Origin of the sequence: Marinobacter sp. (genome assembly GCF_034669625.1) — a bacterium.
Taxonomy (GTDB): Bacteria; Pseudomonadota; Gammaproteobacteria; order Pseudomonadales; family Oleiphilaceae; genus Marinobacter.
Genome location: NZ_JAXMOY010000004.1, coordinates 50,695 through 70,055 on the forward strand (window position 1 = coordinate 50,695; position 19,361 = coordinate 70,055).

Here is a 19,361-nt window from a genome sequence, read left to right on the forward strand (position 1 = left end):
CGAATGAAAATCAACGTCTTAAGCTTGGCTGCCATGACCGCATTTCTCACTGCATGTGGGGGCGGGGACAGTAGTAGCACCGAGAGTGTGGAAGCCAGCAACCCGATCAATGCTGAGCCAAAAGATGGGGTTGAGACGATAATCAGTGGCGCTGAGCGTTTTGATGGAGTGGCACCCGCTGTTGACGATTTTGGGTCATATCAGGTTGCCGGTCCAATCGATTACCGTTATGCACCTCTGCAAGTCACCTCCAGAATCGATGATGAAGGACGAAGGACTGAAACGTTCGAATCCGATGTGGCCGGAGTCATGCACTTCCCGGTTTTAACAGAGGAGCAGGCAGTTCCTGAGGGTGGCTTTCCGGTGATTCTATTTCAACACGGTCGTCATTCAACGTGTTCTACGACGGGCAACGAAAACGGTAACGAGTCGTCCGACACCGACTGTGAAGCCAGCGGCCTGGAGCCAATTCGGTCGGACAAGGGGTATGACTACATAGCTGAAAACATGGCTAGTCACGGCTATGTGGTTTTGTCCATCGACGCAAATGATATTAATGCCCAGGATGGTGGAAGCTCCAACGACGCCGGTATCACGGCACGCGCCGAGCTCCTGCTGCATCATTTGGATATTGTTCGTGACATAGCCACAAACCCGGATTCAATTTACCGTTTTGACCAACAGGGAACCAGCCTTGTTGCACTATCCGGCGTCACCGATAGTGAGCGGGTAGGGTTGATGGGGCACTCCCGTGGGGGTAACGCGGTGGCCAAGGCTGTCTCTTACAATCGGGACTTCACTATCAACAACCGGAACAACGGTGACAACTCTTTCACCCGCGCACATGAGATTCTCGGGGTGTTTTCGCTTGCTCCGACTGATTTCAGTCAGGAAGCTCCAACCAATACGGCCTGGGTAACTTTATCTCCGTACTGTGATGGCGATGTGGCTAACCCCCATGGCATTTATATGTACGACAATTTGCGTTACAACCCGGAAAATACTCAGGGTGCTCAGTATATGATCACTTCGATTGGCGCCAACCATAACTATTACAACAGCTTTTGGTTCAATGATGATGCTACTTTGAACGGTTTCGATCCATATTGTTCTGAAGCGTCGCCAGTTGGGGGACGTTTTGCACGTAGCGATCAGGAGCGGCATGGCGAATTCCTGATCGCCTCTTTTTTGCGACTCTTCGTTGGCGGTGAGACAAAGTTTGCAGGGTACTGGGGAGGAAAGGAAAGCCTGCCGGAAAGTGCGTGCCCAGTGGGGGTGGAAACATGCGATGAGCTCATTCATTTGTCGTTTCAGCAGCCTAAGGACTCGATCATTGTGGTTGATGACACGCTGGATGTGACTTCGTTGGAGCAGAACAATCTGGGCAATGCTAATAGCTCTGGGGCAACCGATGAGTTGTTCTGGTGTAACCCGGGCTTTGGCGGCGGGCTCGACAGCCGCGATGACCTCGCTGATGGGAATCTGGATCGCTGTATCTCACCGGCCACGATTTCTGGCGCACCGCAGATTTCTGTGGCTTATGTCGGTGCAGCGGCCTATGCGAGTTTTGAACTCTCGGAAACTGGCCTGGATGTCAGTGACATGGATTTCCTCAGTCTGCGAATGGGGGTGAGCACAACACCGGATAACATGTTGGGGCAGGATTTTACGCTGGTGTTAACCGATGCCAATGGCGTATCAGTGAGTCTACTGGCCAGCGATTATAGCGATGCTCTGTACGCGCCGCCCGGGCTCCCGGTGTCAGCACGGGACACTGGAGGGAAGACTATTAACAACATGGTTCCTTTCCGTCTGGATGCACTCCCAATTTTCAACAGCGAGCTGGACCTCGCAAGCCTTGTTCGTGCAGAGATCCGGTTTGATCAACTACCGGCGGGTAGCGTTCAGTTCACAGATGTGATGTTCCAGAAACTACCTTTCTAAATAAGCGGGTTTCTGAGCTGCGTTAATCCGGCAACCGACGGTACAAACCGAGGTTGCCGGATGCTAAAAACGGATACACTTCAAAGCGGATGTGAACCCGCTAACCTGCAGCATTCACGATGGCCACCATTGATTACTCGAGAGTGTGAAATCGAATATATTAAAGGCAGAAACGGCTTAGAAAATGCGATACCAGTTGGTAATACCGATATTCTCGATCAAACTTAGCCCTCGTGACTCTTTGCGACAACGGTCTGATCAAAGTTGCTAACGCTCCACTTGTCACCGCTATCGAGGTTATTTGCGATCTCTTGCGCCCACCCCAATACCGCTGAAGAATAATACACGCTCGAATTGCCTTGAAGGCTGTCTCTTTGCATAAATCCGGCAACCTGTAGGACGGCCCCGACGATGGCAGGGGTGCCAGAAGTGGTAATGGAGCCTCCATTTCGAGCGACTACCAGTCCGGCAAAGCATTCATTGCCGCTTAGTTCCAAGGTTCCGCCATCCAGGATGATGGTTCCACCGGCCGTTTTTCCGCTCAGGGACAGTGTTTGACCATCTCCAACGAGCCATATACCGGTTTCACTTTCATTCAAAGATATGTCACCTTCACTTCCTTCGGCGGTGCTCGCTAAGATCTCAATCTGATCGCTGAGTTCTATTTCGGCTCTCTCGGTAGCCTCGTGTGCCAGTTCGCCGTCTTCACCGTAATTATCGGCATAGCTTTCTGGGGTATCCACAATCGCGGGGTTTCCTTCAAACTGACTTTTCCCGCCGCTACTTCCACCACCATTGCCATTGCCGTTGCCGTTGCCGTTGCCGTTGCTTTCAACAATGGTGCCGTCTGGGATAATAATGCCGGCCTTGTCATCTTTGCCATTTGGATTTTCAGGTGGACTATGGCTGCCATTAGCTCCGCAGCCTTGCGCTAAAATATCGGCATCTCCAGCCTCTTGGCCCGGCAGCCAGCGATCGGTTCCGTCCGCGCCTGGTGATGCTGCACTGGTCGGCGGACTAAAAGTACAGTTCCCCCCAAAGCAGGTGTAGGCCGCGTCAGCATCGAATAACGTGCTAGAAAATGGTTGTGTCGCGAGCAGGCTCAGATCTCGACGGGCTCCGGTAGCAAGCTCTCCCTGGGCCGTCAGGAGCAGTGATCGCGGGGCTACGTCCTCTAATGCCAAGTTGTCGTTCGCGCAATCGTTCTTAATTTGGTTTCGATCTTTCCCATTACTATGCTCTGACTGGATGCACCGTACGCCGGCTAACAGCGTTTGTTCGGCCATGTTGTAAGCGGTGTGGGCTTGCTGGCTTGCGCTGCTTTGACGCATTCCGAGTATGGCGGTGTCTATGGCCGATACAGCCAAAATGCCGATCATGAGTTGCATGATGAGTACCGTAATCAGGGCAAAGCCCTTTTGGTCATTGTGGTTCATCATGGGCTGAAGTCTCCGCGTTTGTTTCGGTTGGCAAGGGCGTTATTGCGCAGCGCTATATGCATAGGGATTATTCGTGAGCCACCGTCCACCAAAGGCTGCTCAATTGTTATTTCTGCACCTACCATCACACCGCTGTTTGGGAGTGGCTTTGTGTGTGTGGTATCACCCCGGCCATCGCCATTGGTGTCTTCGTAAAGGCGGTTCAGGTTGAAGCTGACGATGTCGAATGCGACTACGGCGGTTTGTCCGTTGCTTTCGCAGTTGAGGTCCTGGCCGCTTATGAAATAACGCTCGACCACGACAGCCCCTGCGGTATTCGGAGCACCGGTGCAGTTGTTGCCAGGGTTGGTCGAGCTGGCTGTTCGGGTGATCTGAAGGCCGTTACCGTTTGCATCGTCGGGATCAGGGCTCACCACGCTCGCGGTTCGTATACGCGGAATGACGTGCTCTATGGTCGCCAGCAATGTTTGCTGGGTTCTCTGAATTTCGTTAGCTCGGTTGGTCTGCGTCATGGCATGCTGAAACATCTGAATCGCACCGGCTGACACGACCAGACCGATCAGCATTGCGATCATCAGCTCAATCAAGGTGAAACCGCTGGCGGATTGCTTCATCAAGATGCTCCCCCAGGTCCGGTGACTTGGAATTCCATTGCTGCCGTGTTGCCCTGTGGGGTGATTGTGAGTATGCAGCCACCATCATTTCTAACCGACAGGCTCATTGGTGGTGTAGATGGTTCGTTGATAAGTGGGTGGCTGGACCACGAATTCAGGTTTGCGATCGCTACTGAATTGTTGCAGCTGTCACCCGGGTTGGAGTGAATCCATGCGCGTTCTTGAATATCGGTTGCGATCACTCGCATAAGTGCATGCTGATCCGCTCGGTGCGAAGCCACGACCGCGCTGGTCACTAATGAAATTAGAGCCAGTACACCAATCGACAAAATGAGCATTGCGATAAGTGCCTCAATGAGCGTTATTCCGCTTTGTTTGTTCATCATGTGCCTGTGCCAACATGCTCGATCTTGGAGGTTCCGGTGGTCGTCAGCCTCACTCGCCTGACCGTAACGCGAGAGGAGGTGCCTCCAAGGTCGAAAGGCGTAATAGCTTTGTCAGAGGTAACTGCGCCATCGGCGGTAAACGTCAAGCCGTTGGTACTCCACTCCGTCTTAACCGTCACCTGGCTGTCAAACTCATAGCTTCGACGCTCGGGGTCGCTGGGCACCGTGCCATCGCAAGCGGCGAACGTGGTGTAAACGCCCTTTGTCCAGTCACCGTCCATGGGGCACAGCTGAAGGTTTTGCTGTGTTTTGGAGGCTGCTGAGCGTGCATGATGGATGATGCCGTGGAGATTGTTAGCGGCAGATCCTACGCGCATGCTTTGCTGGGTGGTCCAGAACGAGGGAATCGCGATATTGACGAGGATAGCGATAACCGCAAGAGTAATGATCAGTTCAAGAATCGTGAAGCCGTTTGTTCGGAATTTTGGTGTATGGGTTGTTGATGCCTGCACTCAATACCCCTGCTGTATTCTGGTTAGCTGCTTAGGTTTCCCTGAATATGCCTATTTGAGCCACTGAAGCCCTGCCAACTCTGGGTGTTTGTTCATCCAATAAAATCGTCAAACGGGCGAGCGTCTTCCGCTTCGTAGCCGACAGTGTGGCCGAAGGGAGACGTTTAGCGTTCGGATCTAATAGGTAAGGGAAGCTTACTGAGGAAGGTCGGCATCCATTCATGCCTTCGAGGTTCGCTTAGTTACGTGAGAGATTTTGCCCTATCTTATGAGCTTAATAAACCCTATTTTTCAGAGTTTTACGGTGCAGGGGATATTTTTTGAGGCATTTTAGGACAAAACGACTGTGGCTATGCGAAGGCTGCCAGAGTTTTCTTTCGCAGCTCTCTTGAATGACGCGCTGCTAATCCCAGTAGTCCGAGGCCAAAAAGTGCTAGCGGTGTGGGCTCGGGCACCTGAGTGGTTGTCAGTTTTGTGAGCCTGCCAGTGAAAGAATAGCCGGTTTCGGTGGTGAGGTTTGCGACATGGGCACCTTCAAAGGGAGCTGTTTTATGCAAGTTGTGGAAGATGTTTTCCCCGGCTTCGAGCCAGAATAGGTCGAGGAACAGGAAGCACTCGTAGTCGCCAACATCGAACGGCTCGAATCCATTTTCGTAAAGGCGCCCAACATTGCTGACAGGCTGCGCGTACATTAAGGGAACGAACCCCGACCAAGAGAAGGAAATAGGGGTGCTGGTAAACACAGCCGAAACCAATCCGCTTCGCTGATCATCTACTGTGAATAGGGCAGCGGCATCGTAAGACTCAAATTGATTCGATATTTTGTCGTTGTAGGCGTAGGTGATCAGGGCGGCATTAGCCGGCGACATAAAACCAAGAGCCAACAACAAGATCAGTGATTTGATGGTGTGTTTCATAATTATGTCAGCTCTTGCAATAAAGGAGAGGAGGCGAACCCTGCGGCAGCTAGTCGCTAGAATTCGCCCTCTTTCGAATATTCGAGTGAGTGCAAGATTTATACCGTGGGATATAAAAGAAGGACTTATGTTTGTAGGCTAGGTTGGTGTGTTAAAAAAACTGACGCAAAGACGCCTCCGGTGCGCTGGGTCTATAAATCTCCAAGCAACTAACGACATTCTTAATGGTCAGCTGTAAACCGCTAACGCCCAGCTAAATTTTCCAGATACTGGTCCAATGCCTCGACGTCATCGGCTTTGGCGTACAGCCCCTGTTTGGTGCGACGCCATAAGATGTCTTCTGATGTCACAGCCCACTCGTTGTGTACCAGATAGTTCACCTCTCGCTCATAGAGCGTGCCTGAAAAGAGTCGACCAAGATCATTAATGGAAGTGCAATCGCATAGAACGTCGCGGGATAGGGTGCCGTAGGTCCGAACGTATCGGCGAACGAGGTTGTCTGGTAGCCACGGATAATCTTGTTTGAGCGTGGCTGCAAGATTGTCCTGATTGTCGAAATCACCACCAGGCAGGACGGCTTTTTTGGTCCAGCGATCGCCCGCACTCTCAAAGAAGTTGCAAAGCTTGTCTGTGGCAGCTTCGGCTAACTTTCGGTAAGTGGTGATCTTGCCGCCGAATACCGAGATCAGTGGCGCTTTGCCTTTTTCGTCGCTCACTTCGAACGTGTAATCGCGTGAAGCCTTTTGGGCATTCTCTTCTTCACCGTCCATCAGTGGTCGAACACCGGAATACGACCAAACCACGTCAGAGGGCTGCAACTGCCGTTTGAAGTGATCGTTTACGATTTCCAGCAAGTAGGTCGTTTCTTCCGGTGAAATTTTCGCTTTCGACGGATCGCCTACGTATTCGACGTCAGTGGTGCCCACCAGTGAAAAGTTATCTTCGTAAGGAATCACGAAAACGATCCGCTCATCCTCGTTTTGTAGAATGTAAGCTTCTTCTTCCTGGTTAAGACGCGGCACAACAATGTGGCTGCCTTTAACCATGCGAATCATCTTGGGCGCGGGCATGGAGAGCGCTTCACCAAACAGGGCACTAACCCAAGGGCCTGAGGCGTTAACAATGGATTTCGCTGTAACCGTCTGCTCTGCGTTTGTAGCGGTGTCGCGAAGAGTTACTTGCCATTGGTCTTTTCCGCGCTTTGCGTTTACGCATTTTGTGCGAGTCAGGATGGTTGCGCCGGCCTGTTGCGCTTTCTTGGCCGTCAGTACAACCAGCCTGGCATCGTCGACCCAGCCATCTGAGTATTCGAAACCGCGGGTCATTTCCGGCTTCAGTGGCCCGGAATCGTCAAAGCGGATAGAGCGGGAGCCCGGCAATATTTCACGCTTAGCCAGGTGATCATAGAGAAAGAGTCCCGTTCGAATCATCCAGGCCGGGCGCAAATGGGAGCGGTGGGGCAGGCGGAATCGCATCGGGCGCATAATATGCGGGGAGTTGCGCAGCAGAGACTCTCGTTCAGCCAGCGCTTTCTGCACCAACCGGAATTCGTAGTGCTCCAGATAGCGCAGTCCACCGTGGATGAGCTTGCTGCTATTTGAAGAGGTGGCAGAGGCCAGATCATTCATTTCGCACAACAGAACCTTTAGGCCCCGGCCTGCCGCATCCATGGCGATGCCCGTACCATTGATGCCTCCGCCCACGACGACGACATCATAATGTGGATGTTCTGCTGACATGGCTGATGATCTCCCGACGCCTTAATAAATTCGTTTCATCATTATGCGAAAGTCCGCAATGTTCGTAAAGGAAAATTGGAAAGAAAACGAAAATGGAAAGAGAGTGTTCGAGGCGGGTGAGAGGAGGGGGATCAAACCAAATGCAGGGTTACGCTGTGTTCTTTGAGCATCTTCGCAATTTCTTCAGGCGGCTTCTCATCGGTAAACACGTGATCGGCCTGGGTGATGGTACCCAGCCGCACCATTGCGTTACGACCAAACTTGGAGTGGTCTGCAGCCAGCAGTGTTTGGCCGGAGTTAGCAATAATGGCCTGTGCGACGCGCACTTCACGGTAATCGAAATCCAGAAGTGAACCGTCGTTGTGAATACCGCTGATCCCGATAATGCCGAAATCCATCTTGAATTGGTTGATGAAATCGCGGGTTGCCTCACCAACTATGCCGCCATCACGGCTCCTTACTTCACCGCCGGCGATAATGACGTGAAAGTCTTCTTTGGCGGAAAGGATCGAGGCCACATGCAGGTTGTTCGTCACCACCTGTAAACCGCTCTTCCCTAGTAGAGCTTTAGCAATGGTTTCAGTGGTGGTACCGATATTAATGAACAGCGAAGAATTGTCGGGGATGAGTTTTACCATGGCGTCGGCGATACGCTCTTTCGCTTCAAGATCCATTATTTTCCGGTCTTGATACGCGGTATTCACAGTGCTCGAGTCTATGCCCGCACCGCCGTGGTGACGCCGCAACTTCTTATGCTTGGCCAGCTCGTTTAAATCCCGGCGAATAGTTTGTGGCGTAACCTGAAACTGATCTACCAGCTGGTCGGTGGTGACAAAGCCGTTTTCCTGGATCAACTCCAGGATGAGTTCCTGCCGACGCCTTTGTGCCATTCAATATGCCCTGCCTATGCCAGTCTATTGTTCGAGTGTGAGTGTCACCGAAAATTCAGCGAAAGTTTAGTTGTTTTGCCAACTTTATGCAGCCGTTACGGCAGGTCGGATGCCGCTTTGAATGCTATATATGGGTAATGAACCGAAAAATCTTGGTATTTGTTGTTCAAAAAAGCAAAAATGCGAACAAAAATGAACGTGAGGCCGATAACGCATGAGTCAGTACCTACTTTCCATTGATCAAGGAACCACCAGCTCCCGAGCCATACTCTTTGATCTGGACGGCAATATACACGCAGTTCGACAAGAGGAATTCCCTCAGCATTTCCCGGACAGCGGTTGGGTAGAGCACGATCCCGAGGACCTTTGGTCAACGGTGAAGCGTACGTGCGACTCTGTGATGGCAGAAGAATTCGGCCCAGACGATGAAGTACTCGGGGTAGGTATCACCAATCAGCGTGAAACAACCATTATATGGGACCGAAAAACCGGCGAGCCGGTGTACAACGCCATTGTCTGGCAAGACCGGCGAACGGCGGATTACTGTAAATCCTTGAAGCTAAGCAGCCACGAACCCTGGGTGCACGGAAAGACGGGTTTGCTAATCGACCCTTATTTTTCCGCCACAAAGATTCGCTGGGTGCTCGAGAACGTTGCGGGTGTCAGAGAGCGAGCTGAACGTGGGGAGTTGGCATTCGGTACCGTGGATACGTTCATACTTTGGCGGTTGACCGAAGGCCAGGTGCACCGCACCGATGCCACCAACGCCAGTCGCACGCTCCTGTTTAACATTCATACCCAGCAGTGGGACACAGACCTGCTGGAAATGTTCGATATTCCGGCATCGCTGTTGCCGGAGGTTATGGACTCATCCGATGACTTCGGTGAAATTACCGAGGGCGGCGCGCTTAACGGTACGCGAGTGTACGGTGTCGCTGGGGATCAGCAGGCTGCCTTGTTCGGGCAGACTTGCTTCGAGGTTGGAATGGCCAAAAGCACCTACGGCACAGGCTGTTTTTTAATGCTCAACACTGGAGACAAGGCGCTGCGTTCGGAACATCGCCTACTGACTACCGTAGCGTATCGCCTTAATGGAAAAACCACCTATGCTTTGGAAGGCAGCATTTTTATCGCCGGAGCTGCCATTCAGTGGTTGCGGGACGGTTTGCAGCTGATCAACGACGCCTGCGATACCGAACCTTTAGCGCAGGGAACACCGGTCGACCATGGGGTGTATTTGGTGCCTGCATTTACCGGGCTCGGGGCACCTTACTGGGATCCTGACGCCCGAGGGGCTATCTTTGGATTAACGCGGGACACGGGAATCAAAGAGATTGTTACCGCCGGGTTGCAGTCCGTGTGTTACCAGACGAAGGATTTGCAGAAGGCCATGGAGAAGGACGGCATTCGGCCAACTACACTCCGGGTAGACGGCGGAATGGTTGCGAACAGTTGGGTATTGCAGTTCCTGGCTGACATTCTTGGGGCAACCGTAGACCGGCCGTCATTGGTGGAAACCACGGCTCTGGGTGTGGCGTATCTGGCAGGGTTGAAGGCCGGCGTTTACGACTCGCTGGAAGACCTTTCGGATTTGTGGCGATGCGATCGTCGCTTTACCCCGATGATGACGAAAGAGCATCGTGACCGTTTGTATGAGGGCTGGATTAATGCTGTACAAAAGCTATAGGCCGGCATGGCTTTGCCATCGTGAGCCCTTGTTCTATCGCAGCTAACACTGGATAACAGGGCGCGATTCGTTGCCCGGACACGTTTTCACAAGAACAACAAGGAAGACACATGTCCTTAACGCTCGAGAACCTTTCCCGAATAGTCGACGGTGTCGATTACATTCGGAATGCTAACCTGACATTTGAGGCCGGCTCGTTCAACGTTTTGCTGGGTCGGACGCTCGCGGGTAAAACCTCGTTAATGCGACTGATGGCGGGGCTGGACAAGCCGACACAAGGCCGGTTGATTTACAACGGAGACGATGTAACCGGACAAAGTGTCCAGCGCCGCAATATTTCAATGATCTATCAGCAGTTCATCAATTATCCGAACCTTTCTGTCTACGAAAATATCGCCTCACCGCTGCGGCTTGCGAAAATGCCGGAATCGGAAATCGATCGGCGAGTGAAAGAAACCGCGGCGATGCTGCAAATTGAACCGCTGCTGAAGCGGTTTCCCCTTGAACTTTCCGGTGGTCAGCAGCAGCGCACGGCGATGGCGCGAGCCTTGGTTAAAGACGCCACGCTTGTGCTGTTCGATGAACCCCTGGTTAACCTCGATTACAAGTTGCGAGAGGAGTTGAGGGCCGAACTTCGGGATTTGTTCCGGGAACGCCAGTGCATTGCTGTCTACGCGACAACCGAGGCAAACGAAGCCTTGGCCTTGGGTGGCACTACCACACTGCTGCATGAAGGCAAGGTGGTGCAGAGCGGCCCGGTGATGGAGGTATATCGCAAGCCGGTGAATACGCTGGCAGCTCAGCTATTCAGCGAACCGCCTATGAATCTGCTTCGCGGCCGCGTTTCCGATACCGAACTTTCGTTTGACGAAGACACCCGCCACGCTCTGACGCAAGAGCTAGCCAATCTAAAACCTGGCGAATACTGGTTTGGAATCCGGCCCAGCCATATCGCTCTGGCTCCCACCAACGATGACGACCTTGAAATACCTGTGGAAGTGGCTCTGAGTGAAATCAGTGGCTCTGAAACCTTTATGCATGTCGAGAACCGCCATTTCGAAATGGTGACTCAATCGATGGGGGTGCATCAATATCACACAGGCGCCCCCATCAACGTGTACCTGCCGATGAACAAACTGTTCGTTTTCGACACCCACGAACAACTGGTGCACATGCCGTCGCAGGTTTCGGGGAGGGGAGTGTAATGGCTGAGATTCACTTAAAGTCACTGGCTCACAGCTACAGTAAATCGCCCGCAGGCCCGGAAGATTACGCGATTCGTCAGCTCGACCACGTCTGGCACAAAGGCGGTGCTTATGCGCTCTTGGGGCCGTCCGGGTGCGGGAAGAGCACGATGCTCAACATTATTTCAGGCCTGGTTCAGCCATCGGAAGGCGAAGTGTTGTTTGACGGCAAACGAGTCAATGCGCTCTCGCCACGGGATCGGAATATCGCACAGGTTTTCCAGTTTCCGGTGATTTACGACTCGATGACCGTCTACCAAAACCTCGCGTTTCCGTTGAAGAACAACAAAGTCCCAGCAGCGCGTATCAAGGAGCGTGTGCAAGAGATCGCCGAAGTTCTGGAGATCGAGGACAAGCTGCACAAGAAAGCCAAGAACCTGACGGCCGACGAAAAGCAGAAGGTGTCCATGGGGCGAGGGCTAGTGCGAGAAGACGTGTCCGCCATCCTGTTCGATGAGCCTCTGACAGTCATCGACCCTCAGCTCAAGTGGAAGTTGCGCCGCAAGCTCAAGCAAATCCACGAGCAATTCGATATCACCATGGTTTATGTGACGCATGATCAATTAGAAGCGTCCACCTTTGCCGACAAAATAGCGGTTATGTATGACGGCCAGATTGTCCAGTTCGGCACGCCTACCGAGTTGTTCGAGCAACCCAATCACACCTTCGTTGGCTACTTTATTGGTAGCCCCGGAATGAACCTCATTGAAGTTGAGCGGTGCGAGGCTGGCGTCCGCTTTGGTGCAACGGAGGTGAACTTGACGTCCTGGCAGATCGAGCATTTGAATCGCCTTGACTCCAATAATCTTAAGATTGGTATACGCCCTGAATTCATGGAGTTAACTCTTGAAGATAAAAAGAATTCTTATGAGGTAGAGGTCCTGGATATGGAAGATCTTGGGACTTACAAAATAATCGATGTAGGGCTCGATGCCAAGACACTGAAAGTACGAGTCGATGAGGATTTCGAGGCGAAGATTGGCAGTCGCGTCCACCTTTCGATGCCACCTCAGTGGACGATGCTGTATGTCGACGAATTCCTGATGCAGGAGCGATCGTGATGGATAAGATCCCGAACAATCGAGCTTGGTGGTTGGTGTTGCCGGTGTTCTTGTTGGTGGCGTTTTCGGCGCTCATTCCACTGATGACCGTGGTCAACTATTCCGTTCAGGATATCTTTGGGCCGGGGCAAGCGTATTTTGTGGGTACGGAATGGTTCAAGGAGGTGCTCACCGACGAGCGCTTGCAAGACTCTTTGCTTCGCCAGTTTTTGTTTTCGGGCGCCGTGCTGTTGATACAGATCCCACTGGGCATCAGCGTTGCGCTGATGATGCCTAAGTCTGGCATCAAGGGCTCGCTGTGCTTGATTCTGGTGGCTATTCCGTTACTGATCCCCTGGAACGTGGTTGGAACGATCTGGCAAATCTTCGCCCGGGGTGACATCGGCTTGTTTGGCTGGGGGATCAACCAATTGGGTGTTGATTATAACTATACCGGTAACACCGTCGACGCCTGGCTAACGGTATTGTTGATGGATGTCTGGCACTGGACTCCCTTGGTAGCATTACTTTGTTATTCCGGCCTGCGTGCGATTCCTGAAGCCTTTTATCAAGCGGCAGAAATAGACCGGGCATCCAAGTGGGCGGTTTTCCGCTACATACAGCTCCCACGACTAAAAAGTGTGCTGATTATTGCTGTGCTGTTGCGCTTTATGGACAGCTTTATGATTTACACCGAGCCGTTTGTTCTAACCGGGGGGGGCCCGGGCAGTTCGACCACCTTCCTGAGCCAAACCTTGACGACCATGGCGATAGGGCAGTTTGATCTGGGCCGTGCGGCGGCATTCTCCCTGATTTATTTCCTGATCGTTCTGCTGATTTCATGGCTGTTCTTCACTGCGATCACTCACGCCGACAAAGAACAATAAGGAGAGTGTGATGAAGCAAGCCCGCTCGAAAAATATCGCGATCACGGCCTTTATTATTCTGTTGCTAACCCCCGTCTATTGGTTGTTGAACATGTCGTTCAAAACCAATCAGGAGATCCTTGGCGGGCTAACCATGTGGCCGGAGAATTTTACCCTTGAGAATTACGTGGTGATTTTCACCGACCCAAGTTGGTACAACGGCTATCTGAATTCCATGGCCTACGTGACCATTAACGTGGTTATCACGTTGCTGGTGGCTTTACCAGCGGCATACGCGTTCAGTCGATACAAGTTCCTGGGCGACAAGCATCTGTTCTTCTGGCTGCTCAGCAATCGTATGGCGCCACCCGCGGTTTTCCTGCTGCCCTTTTTCCAACTGTATTCATCGATTGGCCTGTTCGATACCCACATTGCGGTAGCGCTGGCTCACTGCTTGTTCAACGTGCCCCTGGCCGTATGGATTCTCGAAGGGTTCATGAAAGGGGTCCCTCGGGAATACGACGAAATGGCGTACATCGATGGTTACAGCTTTCCGAGATTCTTCGTGAAAGTGTTTCTGCCGATGATTCGCTCTGGTATCGGCGTCACGGCTTTCTTCGCTTTCATGTTCTCTTGGGTCGAGTTGTTGTTGGCGAGAACGTTGACGTCGGTGGATGCCCAACCCATTGGAGCCATCATGACTCGCACCATCGGAGCGAGCGGTATTGATTGGGGTGTTCTGGCCGCCGCCGGTGTGTTGACCATTATTCCCGGCTTGCTGGTGATCTGGTTTGTTCGCAACCACGTGGCTAAAGGCTTCGCGCTCGGGCGCGTTTGAGGAGAAAACTTATGATTGCATGGATGAACTGGACTCCCAGCGTTGCCATGTTCTTTGCGGTCATCGCTGCCATTTTGGCCGTTATGACGGTTTACGAAATCGTTTCACCTTGCTCGGAACGCAAGGGTTTCCTGCCCATTGAAACGACCCGCGGAGACCGCCTTTTCATTGGCTTGTTGTCAGCGGCCTATATTCACCTCGCCTTTCTGGCCGTCAGCGACATTAGTTTGTGGGTCGCATTGGGTGTCTCGGTGCTTTGGTTGCTGGTGCTGCTGCGGTGGGGCTAATAGACCCGTGTTGAAATTTGTAAAGGGTTCGTTTGCGAACTAGCTTGTAAACAGTGTTTGAAAACGCTCATCAAACCTAAACGAACACAATTTTCATGGTGTATGTGATGTTGAAATAAACCCCGAGTGCGGTTTGTGGCGCGCTCCCAACAAAAACAGTAAATGAGGTCGGATATGTCCAAGAATAAAAAACATCCCGGGGCCCTAATACTCAGCGCTGCTATCGCCGCAGCCACGATGGGGCTCAGCCTGCAAGCCTACGCGGATCAGTATTCAGATGCCGCTGAAAAGTGGGTAACTGACGAATTCAAGAGATCAACCCTGACCAAAGAGCAGCAGCTGGAAGAGATGGCCTGGTTCACCAACGCTGCGAAAGATTTCCGTGGTATGGAGATCAACGTAGTCTCCGAAACCATTGCGACCCACGAGTACGAATCCAACGTTTTAGCCAAAGCATTTTCTGACATTACCGGTATCAAGCTTAATCATACCTTGATCCAGGAAGGCGACGTTATCGAGAAGCTGCAAACCCAAATGCAGTCTGGCAGGAATATCTACGACGGTTATGTAAACGACTCCGACCTGATTGGTACCCACGTTCGCTACGGCAAAGTGGTGGCGGTCGAGGACATCATGAACGGGTCGGGCAAAGACCTGACGCTACCCACTCTGGATCTCGATGATTTTATCGGACTGGATTTCACCACGGGACCGGACGGCAAGCTGTATCAACTGCCTAGTCAGCAATTTGCAAACCTGTATTGGTTCCGCGCGGACTGGTTCGAAAGAGACGATCTGAAGAAGCAGTTTAAGGACCGCTACGGCTATGAGCTGGGCGTTCCTATTAATTGGTCTGCGTATGAAGATATTGCCGAGTTCTTTACCGTCTACGTGAAGGAGATTGACGGTAAGAAGGTCTATGGTCACATGGATTACGGTAAGAAAGACCCGTCACTGGGTTGGCGCTTTACCGATGCGTGGTTCTCCATGGCCGGTGCCGGCGATAAAGGCTTGCCTAACGGTCTGCCAGTGGACGAGTGGGGGATTCGTGTTGAAGGCTGCCACCCGGTAGGTTCGAACGTATCACGTGGCGGTGCCACGAACGGGCCTGCGGCGGTTTATGCGACCACCAAATATGTCGATTGGATGGAGAAATACGCGCCACCTGAAGCAACCGGTATGACGTTCTCTGAATCCGGCCCGGTTCCGGCTCAAGGTAATATTGCCCAGCAGGTGTTCTGGTACACCGCTTTCACCGCAAGCATGATCGAAGATGGCCTGCCAGTGGTTAATGAAGACGGCACGCCTAAATGGCGCATGGCGCCTTCACCTCGAGGCCCATACTGGGAAGAGGGCATGAAGCTGGGTTATCAGGACGTAGGTTCATGGACTTTCCTGAACTCCACACCCGAGAAGCGTCGTTTGGCCGCGTGGCTTTATGCCCAGTTCACCGTTGCCAAGACCGTGTCGCTGGAGAAAACCATCGCAGGCCTTACACCCATTCGTGACTCTGATATCAACTCGGAGCACATGACAGCGATGGCCCCGAAACTCGGCGGTCTTGTCGAGTTCTATCGCAGCCCGGCACGCGTCCAGTGGACTCCGACCGGTACCAACGTTCCGGATTATCCGAAACTGGCACAACTCTGGTGGCAGTACATTGCACAGGCTGCCAGTGGTGAAGCAACGCCGCAAGAAGCTCTGAACGGTCTTGCTGATGCTCAAGACCGTGTGATGGAGCGTCTGGAGCGAGCCAATGTCATGCCTAACTGTGGTCCGAAACTGAACAAACCCCGCGACCCTCAGTACTGGCTGGAGCAGCCAGGCGCACCTAAGCCAAAACTGGAGAACGAGAAAGCACCGGGCAGAACAGTTCCCTATGCGGAGCTGCTCAAAACCTGGGAAGATGCTCGTAAAAACTGATGTCTGAAAGGATCTGCCCGCCGTCGCTTTGTGCGGTGGGTAGATCATCCCGCCCTGAAGCCCAGTCCGTCTAACCTCGTATAGCGTTTGCCTAGCGGTTTCGCGACCATCAAGATTGTACTGAAGGGAGGTATTTTATGTCGCATAACGATAGGCTTTCCGATCAGGAAAAGCGTAAAGATCGTCGATTTTCGGTATCGGCCAATCGTGGCAATGCAAGCCACAGAATTCGCTATGTAGAATCGGGCGGAGCGGCGATTGATACGGAAGAGTGCACGTTCTGCCAAGCCTTGCCTGACCTGGAACGTGAAGGGGAAGTGGCGAAAACTGAAGTCGCCAAGAGCCACCACCCCAAGTAAGAGTGGTGGCACTTGGTCTCAAGCGCTCAGATATCGTCCCGGCCAGCGAAGGTGGCCTTTTTGCGTTCTTCTGCCATCTTGCCTCGAACTTCCAGCTGTTCACTATCGTTCGTGGGCATGGTCCAGCCTTGAATGTTCTCCTCAACAAGCTGCACCAGCGCATCAATGTGGCCCGGCGTGGCATTCAAGCAGGGGATGTAAGCAAAGTCGTCACCACCGGCTTCCATAAAGTACTCCCGGTTCTCCTCATCGATTTCCTCAACGGTTTCCAGACAGTCGGCCGAAAATCCGGGGCAAAACACATCTATGGACTTCACGCCGGCGGCGGGCAGTGATTTCAGCGTTTCATCGGTATAGGGCTGAAGCCATTCCTCGCGCCCGAAACGCGATTGGAAGGTGGTGTGGTATTCGTCACTCTTGAGTCCCAGCCGTTCCGCCAGCAGGCGAGACGTTTTATGGCACTCGCAATGATAGGGATCGCCCTTCAGCAGATACTTAAGCGGTATGCCGTGATACGAGAGAATCAGTTTCTGTTTACGACCGTGTTCTGCCCAGTGTGACTCGATATGCTGAGCCATCGCCTCGATATAGGCAGGGAAGTCGTGGTAATGGGATACGAAGCGGAAATCAGGGAGCCAGCGGCGGCCCATAAAGTTCTTGGAAATCGCATCGAAGGTGGAAGCGGAGGTTGAGGCGGAATACTGCGGGTACAGGGGCAGCACCAGAAGTTTATTCACGCCCTGCTGTTGCATTTCATCCAGTACACGGGGAATAGATGGATTGCCATATCGCATCGCAAAGCCAACCACAACGTTACTGCCATAGCGCGATTGTAATGCTTCTCTGATGCCTTCCGCTTGCTTGGCCGTGTGTACCAAGAGCGGAGACCCTTCGGGAGACCATACCCCTGCATAGGCTTTTGCGCTTCGTCTGGGGCGGATGCGTAGGATGACCCCATGCAGTATCAGCCACCAAAGTGGACGTGGTACTTCGACAACACGCGGGTCCCATAGAAATTCCGCCAGATATTTTCGTAACGCTGATGGGGTAGGTGCGTCTGGTGTGCCCAGATTGGTGACAAGAACACCCAGGCGCTCGGCCTGGTTGTGGCTGAAATTTTCAGTCCCTTGGTATGGCATTGAAACTTTCCGGTTGATGGGTGTTAACTTTGGTTATTTTGCTGCTGCATACGGCCAATCAGCCCGGTCAGATCATAACCCGCCCGATACGCTGCTGAGAGCAGGTCCTGTGGATCCTGTTCCCGCGCTGAGCTGAGTGCCCACAATACGGTACAACGGGTGCCGGATCGGCAAAACGCCAAGGCTGGTTTTTCTGCCTCCTGAAACATGGGGGCGAAGGCATCGACATCCTCATCGGTAATATGGCCGGAAGCAACAGGCAGATAGACCCATTTTAACCCATGTTCCTCGGCACTTGCCTGGATGTCGGACATCGGGGGCTGCCCGTATTCTTCGCCATCAGGCCGGTTCGCTATCAATGTCTTGAAACCAAGGCGGGCAATTTCGGCGATATCTTCGATGGCAATTTGGGGGGCAACAGAAATGTTGTCGTCAATTTTTCTGATATCCACGGGTCTTCTCCGAAGTTTGGGTGAGCCGGACGACTGATAAGTCCGGCACGGATATGAGCACAATCTTTGGATTAGCTTCCGACTGAATGCGCGCGTTTCCGCTCAATGAGTTCAAAGAGCATCATACCTGCCACCATGGACGCGACAAAGACTATCCCTTTAATTTCGCCTGCGCCAGCGGCAACCAAAGCCGGGCCAGGGCAGAAGCCAGCAATGCCCCAGCCAACACCAAACATTAAGCTGCCGCCGACAAGGCGTTTGTCGATCTTGGTGTTCGTCGGAAGCTTCATGTTAAAGCCGAGCAGCGATAGGCTTCGCTTGCGCGCGACCGAAAAGGCAAAAAGGCCGATGAGAATGGCCCCGCCCATAACGAGAGCGAGCGAAGGGTCCCAAAGACCGGCAAGGTCCAGAAAGCCAAGAACTTTAGCCGGGTTAGCCAAGCCAGAAATGATGAGCCCCAAACCGAAGATCAAGCCGGCACCCAAAGAAGCAACGTTATATTTCATGGGATCAGGCTCCGATCAGGTGACGAATAATATAAACCGTGACAAAGCCCGCTGCCATGAAGCTCAGCGTGGCAACCAGAGAGCGGGGCGACAGCCTCGACAAGCCGCACACACCGTGACCGCTCGTACAACCGGACCCGTAGCGGGTGCCAACACCGACCAATAGCCCGGCAATGATAATGGCCGGGAAGCCGGCGTTGATCTCGATTTCCGGTAGCTCGGCAAACAGCTGCCAAACGATGGGCATTCCGATCAGACCGCCGAGAAACGCCAGGCGCCAAATCATATCGTTACGCATCGGCGTAAGCAGTCCGCCGAGAATGCCGCTAATACCGGCAATGCGACCGTTCAACAGAAGGAAGCTGGCGGCGGCGAGGCCAATCAGAGCTCCGCCAGTCAATGCGCTGAGGGGCGTAAACTCACTCCAGGCAATGTCTATCATGGATCACCTCTTGATCAATTTCCGCGTTTGGAATAAGCATATAATAACAGGAGATAAGGTAAAAAAAAGCCCGGCTTGGGATGCCGGGCTGAGGCGTGCGAGTAGTATCCATGAAAGACTTCCAGACAAACCGGCAT

At 52.8% G+C, this 19,361-nt stretch carries 20 protein-coding genes; 9 read left to right on the forward strand and 11 right to left on the reverse strand.

Annotated elements, in window-relative coordinates:
- Positions 1-3: 3 nt before the first annotated feature.
- Positions 4-1,944, forward strand: a complete 1,941-nt coding sequence (locus VOI14_RS04825) for a hypothetical protein (protein WP_323750902.1) — start codon at positions 4-6, stop codon at positions 1,942-1,944.
- Between the two features lie 224 nt (positions 1,945-2,168).
- Here the strand turns inward: VOI14_RS04825 and VOI14_RS04830 are convergent, their stop codons facing one another.
- The 7 genes from VOI14_RS04830 to VOI14_RS04860 all read right to left on the reverse strand — a co-directional run bounded on the left by VOI14_RS04830 (position 2,169) and on the right by VOI14_RS04860 (position 8,441).
- On the reverse strand, positions 2,169-3,383 hold the full coding sequence (locus VOI14_RS04830; RefSeq protein WP_323750903.1) for a hypothetical protein: 1,215 nt from the start codon (positions 3,381-3,383) through the stop codon (positions 2,169-2,171).
- Positions 3,380-3,997 (reverse strand): PilW family protein, encoded by a 618-nt coding sequence (locus VOI14_RS04835; protein WP_323750904.1) that lies wholly within the window; start codon positions 3,995-3,997, stop codon positions 3,380-3,382. Before VOI14_RS04835 ends, VOI14_RS04830 begins: the two co-directional genes overlap by 4 nt.
- Positions 3,997-4,383: a type IV pilus modification protein PilV gene (gene pilV, locus VOI14_RS04840; RefSeq protein WP_323750905.1), complete on the reverse strand. Its 387-nt coding sequence runs from the start codon at positions 4,381-4,383 to the stop codon at positions 3,997-3,999. Before pilV ends, VOI14_RS04835 begins: the two co-directional genes overlap by 1 nt.
- Entirely contained in the window at positions 4,380-4,895 is a 516-nt protein-coding gene (locus VOI14_RS04845) for a GspH/FimT family pseudopilin (RefSeq protein ID WP_323750906.1), read from the reverse strand. The genes pilV and VOI14_RS04845 overlap by 4 nt, the downstream gene beginning before the upstream one ends.
- A 350-nt stretch (positions 4,896-5,245) precedes the next feature.
- Positions 5,246-5,812, reverse strand: a complete 567-nt coding sequence (locus VOI14_RS04850; protein ID WP_323750907.1) for a PEP-CTERM sorting domain-containing protein — start codon at positions 5,810-5,812, stop codon at positions 5,246-5,248.
- Between the two features lie 242 nt (positions 5,813-6,054).
- On the reverse strand, positions 6,055-7,551 hold the full coding sequence (glpD, locus tag VOI14_RS04855; RefSeq protein WP_323750908.1) for a glycerol-3-phosphate dehydrogenase: 1,497 nt from the start codon (positions 7,549-7,551) through the stop codon (positions 6,055-6,057).
- A 131-nt stretch (positions 7,552-7,682) separates the two neighbouring features.
- Positions 7,683-8,441 (reverse strand): DeoR/GlpR family transcriptional regulator, encoded by a 759-nt coding sequence (locus VOI14_RS04860; protein WP_323750909.1) that lies wholly within the window; start codon positions 8,439-8,441, stop codon positions 7,683-7,685.
- Positions 8,442-8,655: 214 nt separating this feature from the next.
- On the opposite strand from VOI14_RS04860, the gene glpK reads away from it, so the two are divergent.
- The 8 genes from glpK (at position 8,656) to VOI14_RS04900 (ending at position 16,685) form a co-directional block, all read left to right on the forward strand.
- The gene (gene glpK / locus VOI14_RS04865) at positions 8,656-10,128 is read left to right on the forward strand and encodes a glycerol kinase GlpK (protein ID WP_323750910.1); all 1,473 of its coding nucleotides are present in this window, start codon (positions 8,656-8,658) and stop codon (positions 10,126-10,128) included.
- Positions 10,129-10,238: 110 nt separating this feature from the next.
- Positions 10,239-11,333, forward strand: a complete 1,095-nt coding sequence (locus tag VOI14_RS04870) for an ABC transporter ATP-binding protein (RefSeq protein WP_323750911.1) — start codon at positions 10,239-10,241, stop codon at positions 11,331-11,333.
- Entirely contained in the window at positions 11,333-12,433 is a 1,101-nt protein-coding gene (locus tag VOI14_RS04875; RefSeq protein ID WP_323750912.1) for an ABC transporter ATP-binding protein, read from the forward strand. The genes VOI14_RS04870 and VOI14_RS04875 overlap by 1 nt, the downstream gene beginning before the upstream one ends.
- A complete protein-coding gene (locus tag VOI14_RS04880) occupies positions 12,433-13,299 on the forward strand; it encodes a sugar ABC transporter permease (protein WP_323750913.1) in 867 nt (288 codons plus the stop codon). The genes VOI14_RS04875 and VOI14_RS04880 overlap by 1 nt, the downstream gene beginning before the upstream one ends.
- Before the next feature lie 10 nt (positions 13,300-13,309).
- Entirely contained in the window at positions 13,310-14,116 is an 807-nt protein-coding gene (locus VOI14_RS04885; RefSeq protein WP_323750914.1) for a carbohydrate ABC transporter permease, read from the forward strand.
- 11 nt (positions 14,117-14,127) lie between these two features.
- Positions 14,128-14,403, forward strand: coding sequence for a DUF2160 domain-containing protein (locus VOI14_RS04890; protein WP_323750915.1), 276 nt, complete (start codon positions 14,128-14,130; stop codon positions 14,401-14,403).
- A 174-nt stretch (positions 14,404-14,577) separates the two neighbouring features.
- Positions 14,578-16,326, forward strand: a complete 1,749-nt coding sequence (locus VOI14_RS04895; RefSeq protein ID WP_323750916.1) for an ABC transporter substrate-binding protein — start codon at positions 14,578-14,580, stop codon at positions 16,324-16,326.
- A gap of 137 nt (positions 16,327-16,463) precedes the next feature.
- Positions 16,464-16,685: a hypothetical protein gene (locus tag VOI14_RS04900; protein ID WP_323750917.1), complete on the forward strand. Its 222-nt coding sequence runs from the start codon at positions 16,464-16,466 to the stop codon at positions 16,683-16,685.
- A gap of 26 nt (positions 16,686-16,711) precedes the next feature.
- Here VOI14_RS04900 and hemH read toward each other — a convergent pair whose 3' ends face one another.
- The 4 genes from hemH to VOI14_RS04920 all read right to left on the reverse strand — a co-directional run bounded on the left by hemH (position 16,712) and on the right by VOI14_RS04920 (position 19,224).
- Positions 16,712-17,824: a ferrochelatase gene (gene hemH / locus VOI14_RS04905; protein ID WP_323750918.1), complete on the reverse strand. Its 1,113-nt coding sequence runs from the start codon at positions 17,822-17,824 to the stop codon at positions 16,712-16,714.
- Positions 17,825-17,847: 23 nt separating this feature from the next.
- On the reverse strand, positions 17,848-18,276 hold the full coding sequence (locus tag VOI14_RS04910) for a TIGR01244 family sulfur transferase (protein WP_323750919.1): 429 nt from the start codon (positions 18,274-18,276) through the stop codon (positions 17,848-17,850).
- A gap of 71 nt (positions 18,277-18,347) precedes the next feature.
- A complete protein-coding gene (locus tag VOI14_RS04915; protein WP_323750920.1) occupies positions 18,348-18,782 on the reverse strand; it encodes a DUF6691 family protein in 435 nt (144 codons plus the stop codon).
- A 4-nt stretch (positions 18,783-18,786) separates the two neighbouring features.
- On the reverse strand, positions 18,787-19,224 hold the full coding sequence (locus tag VOI14_RS04920) for a YeeE/YedE family protein (RefSeq protein ID WP_323750921.1): 438 nt from the start codon (positions 19,222-19,224) through the stop codon (positions 18,787-18,789).
- Positions 19,225-19,361: the final 137 nt, after the last annotated feature.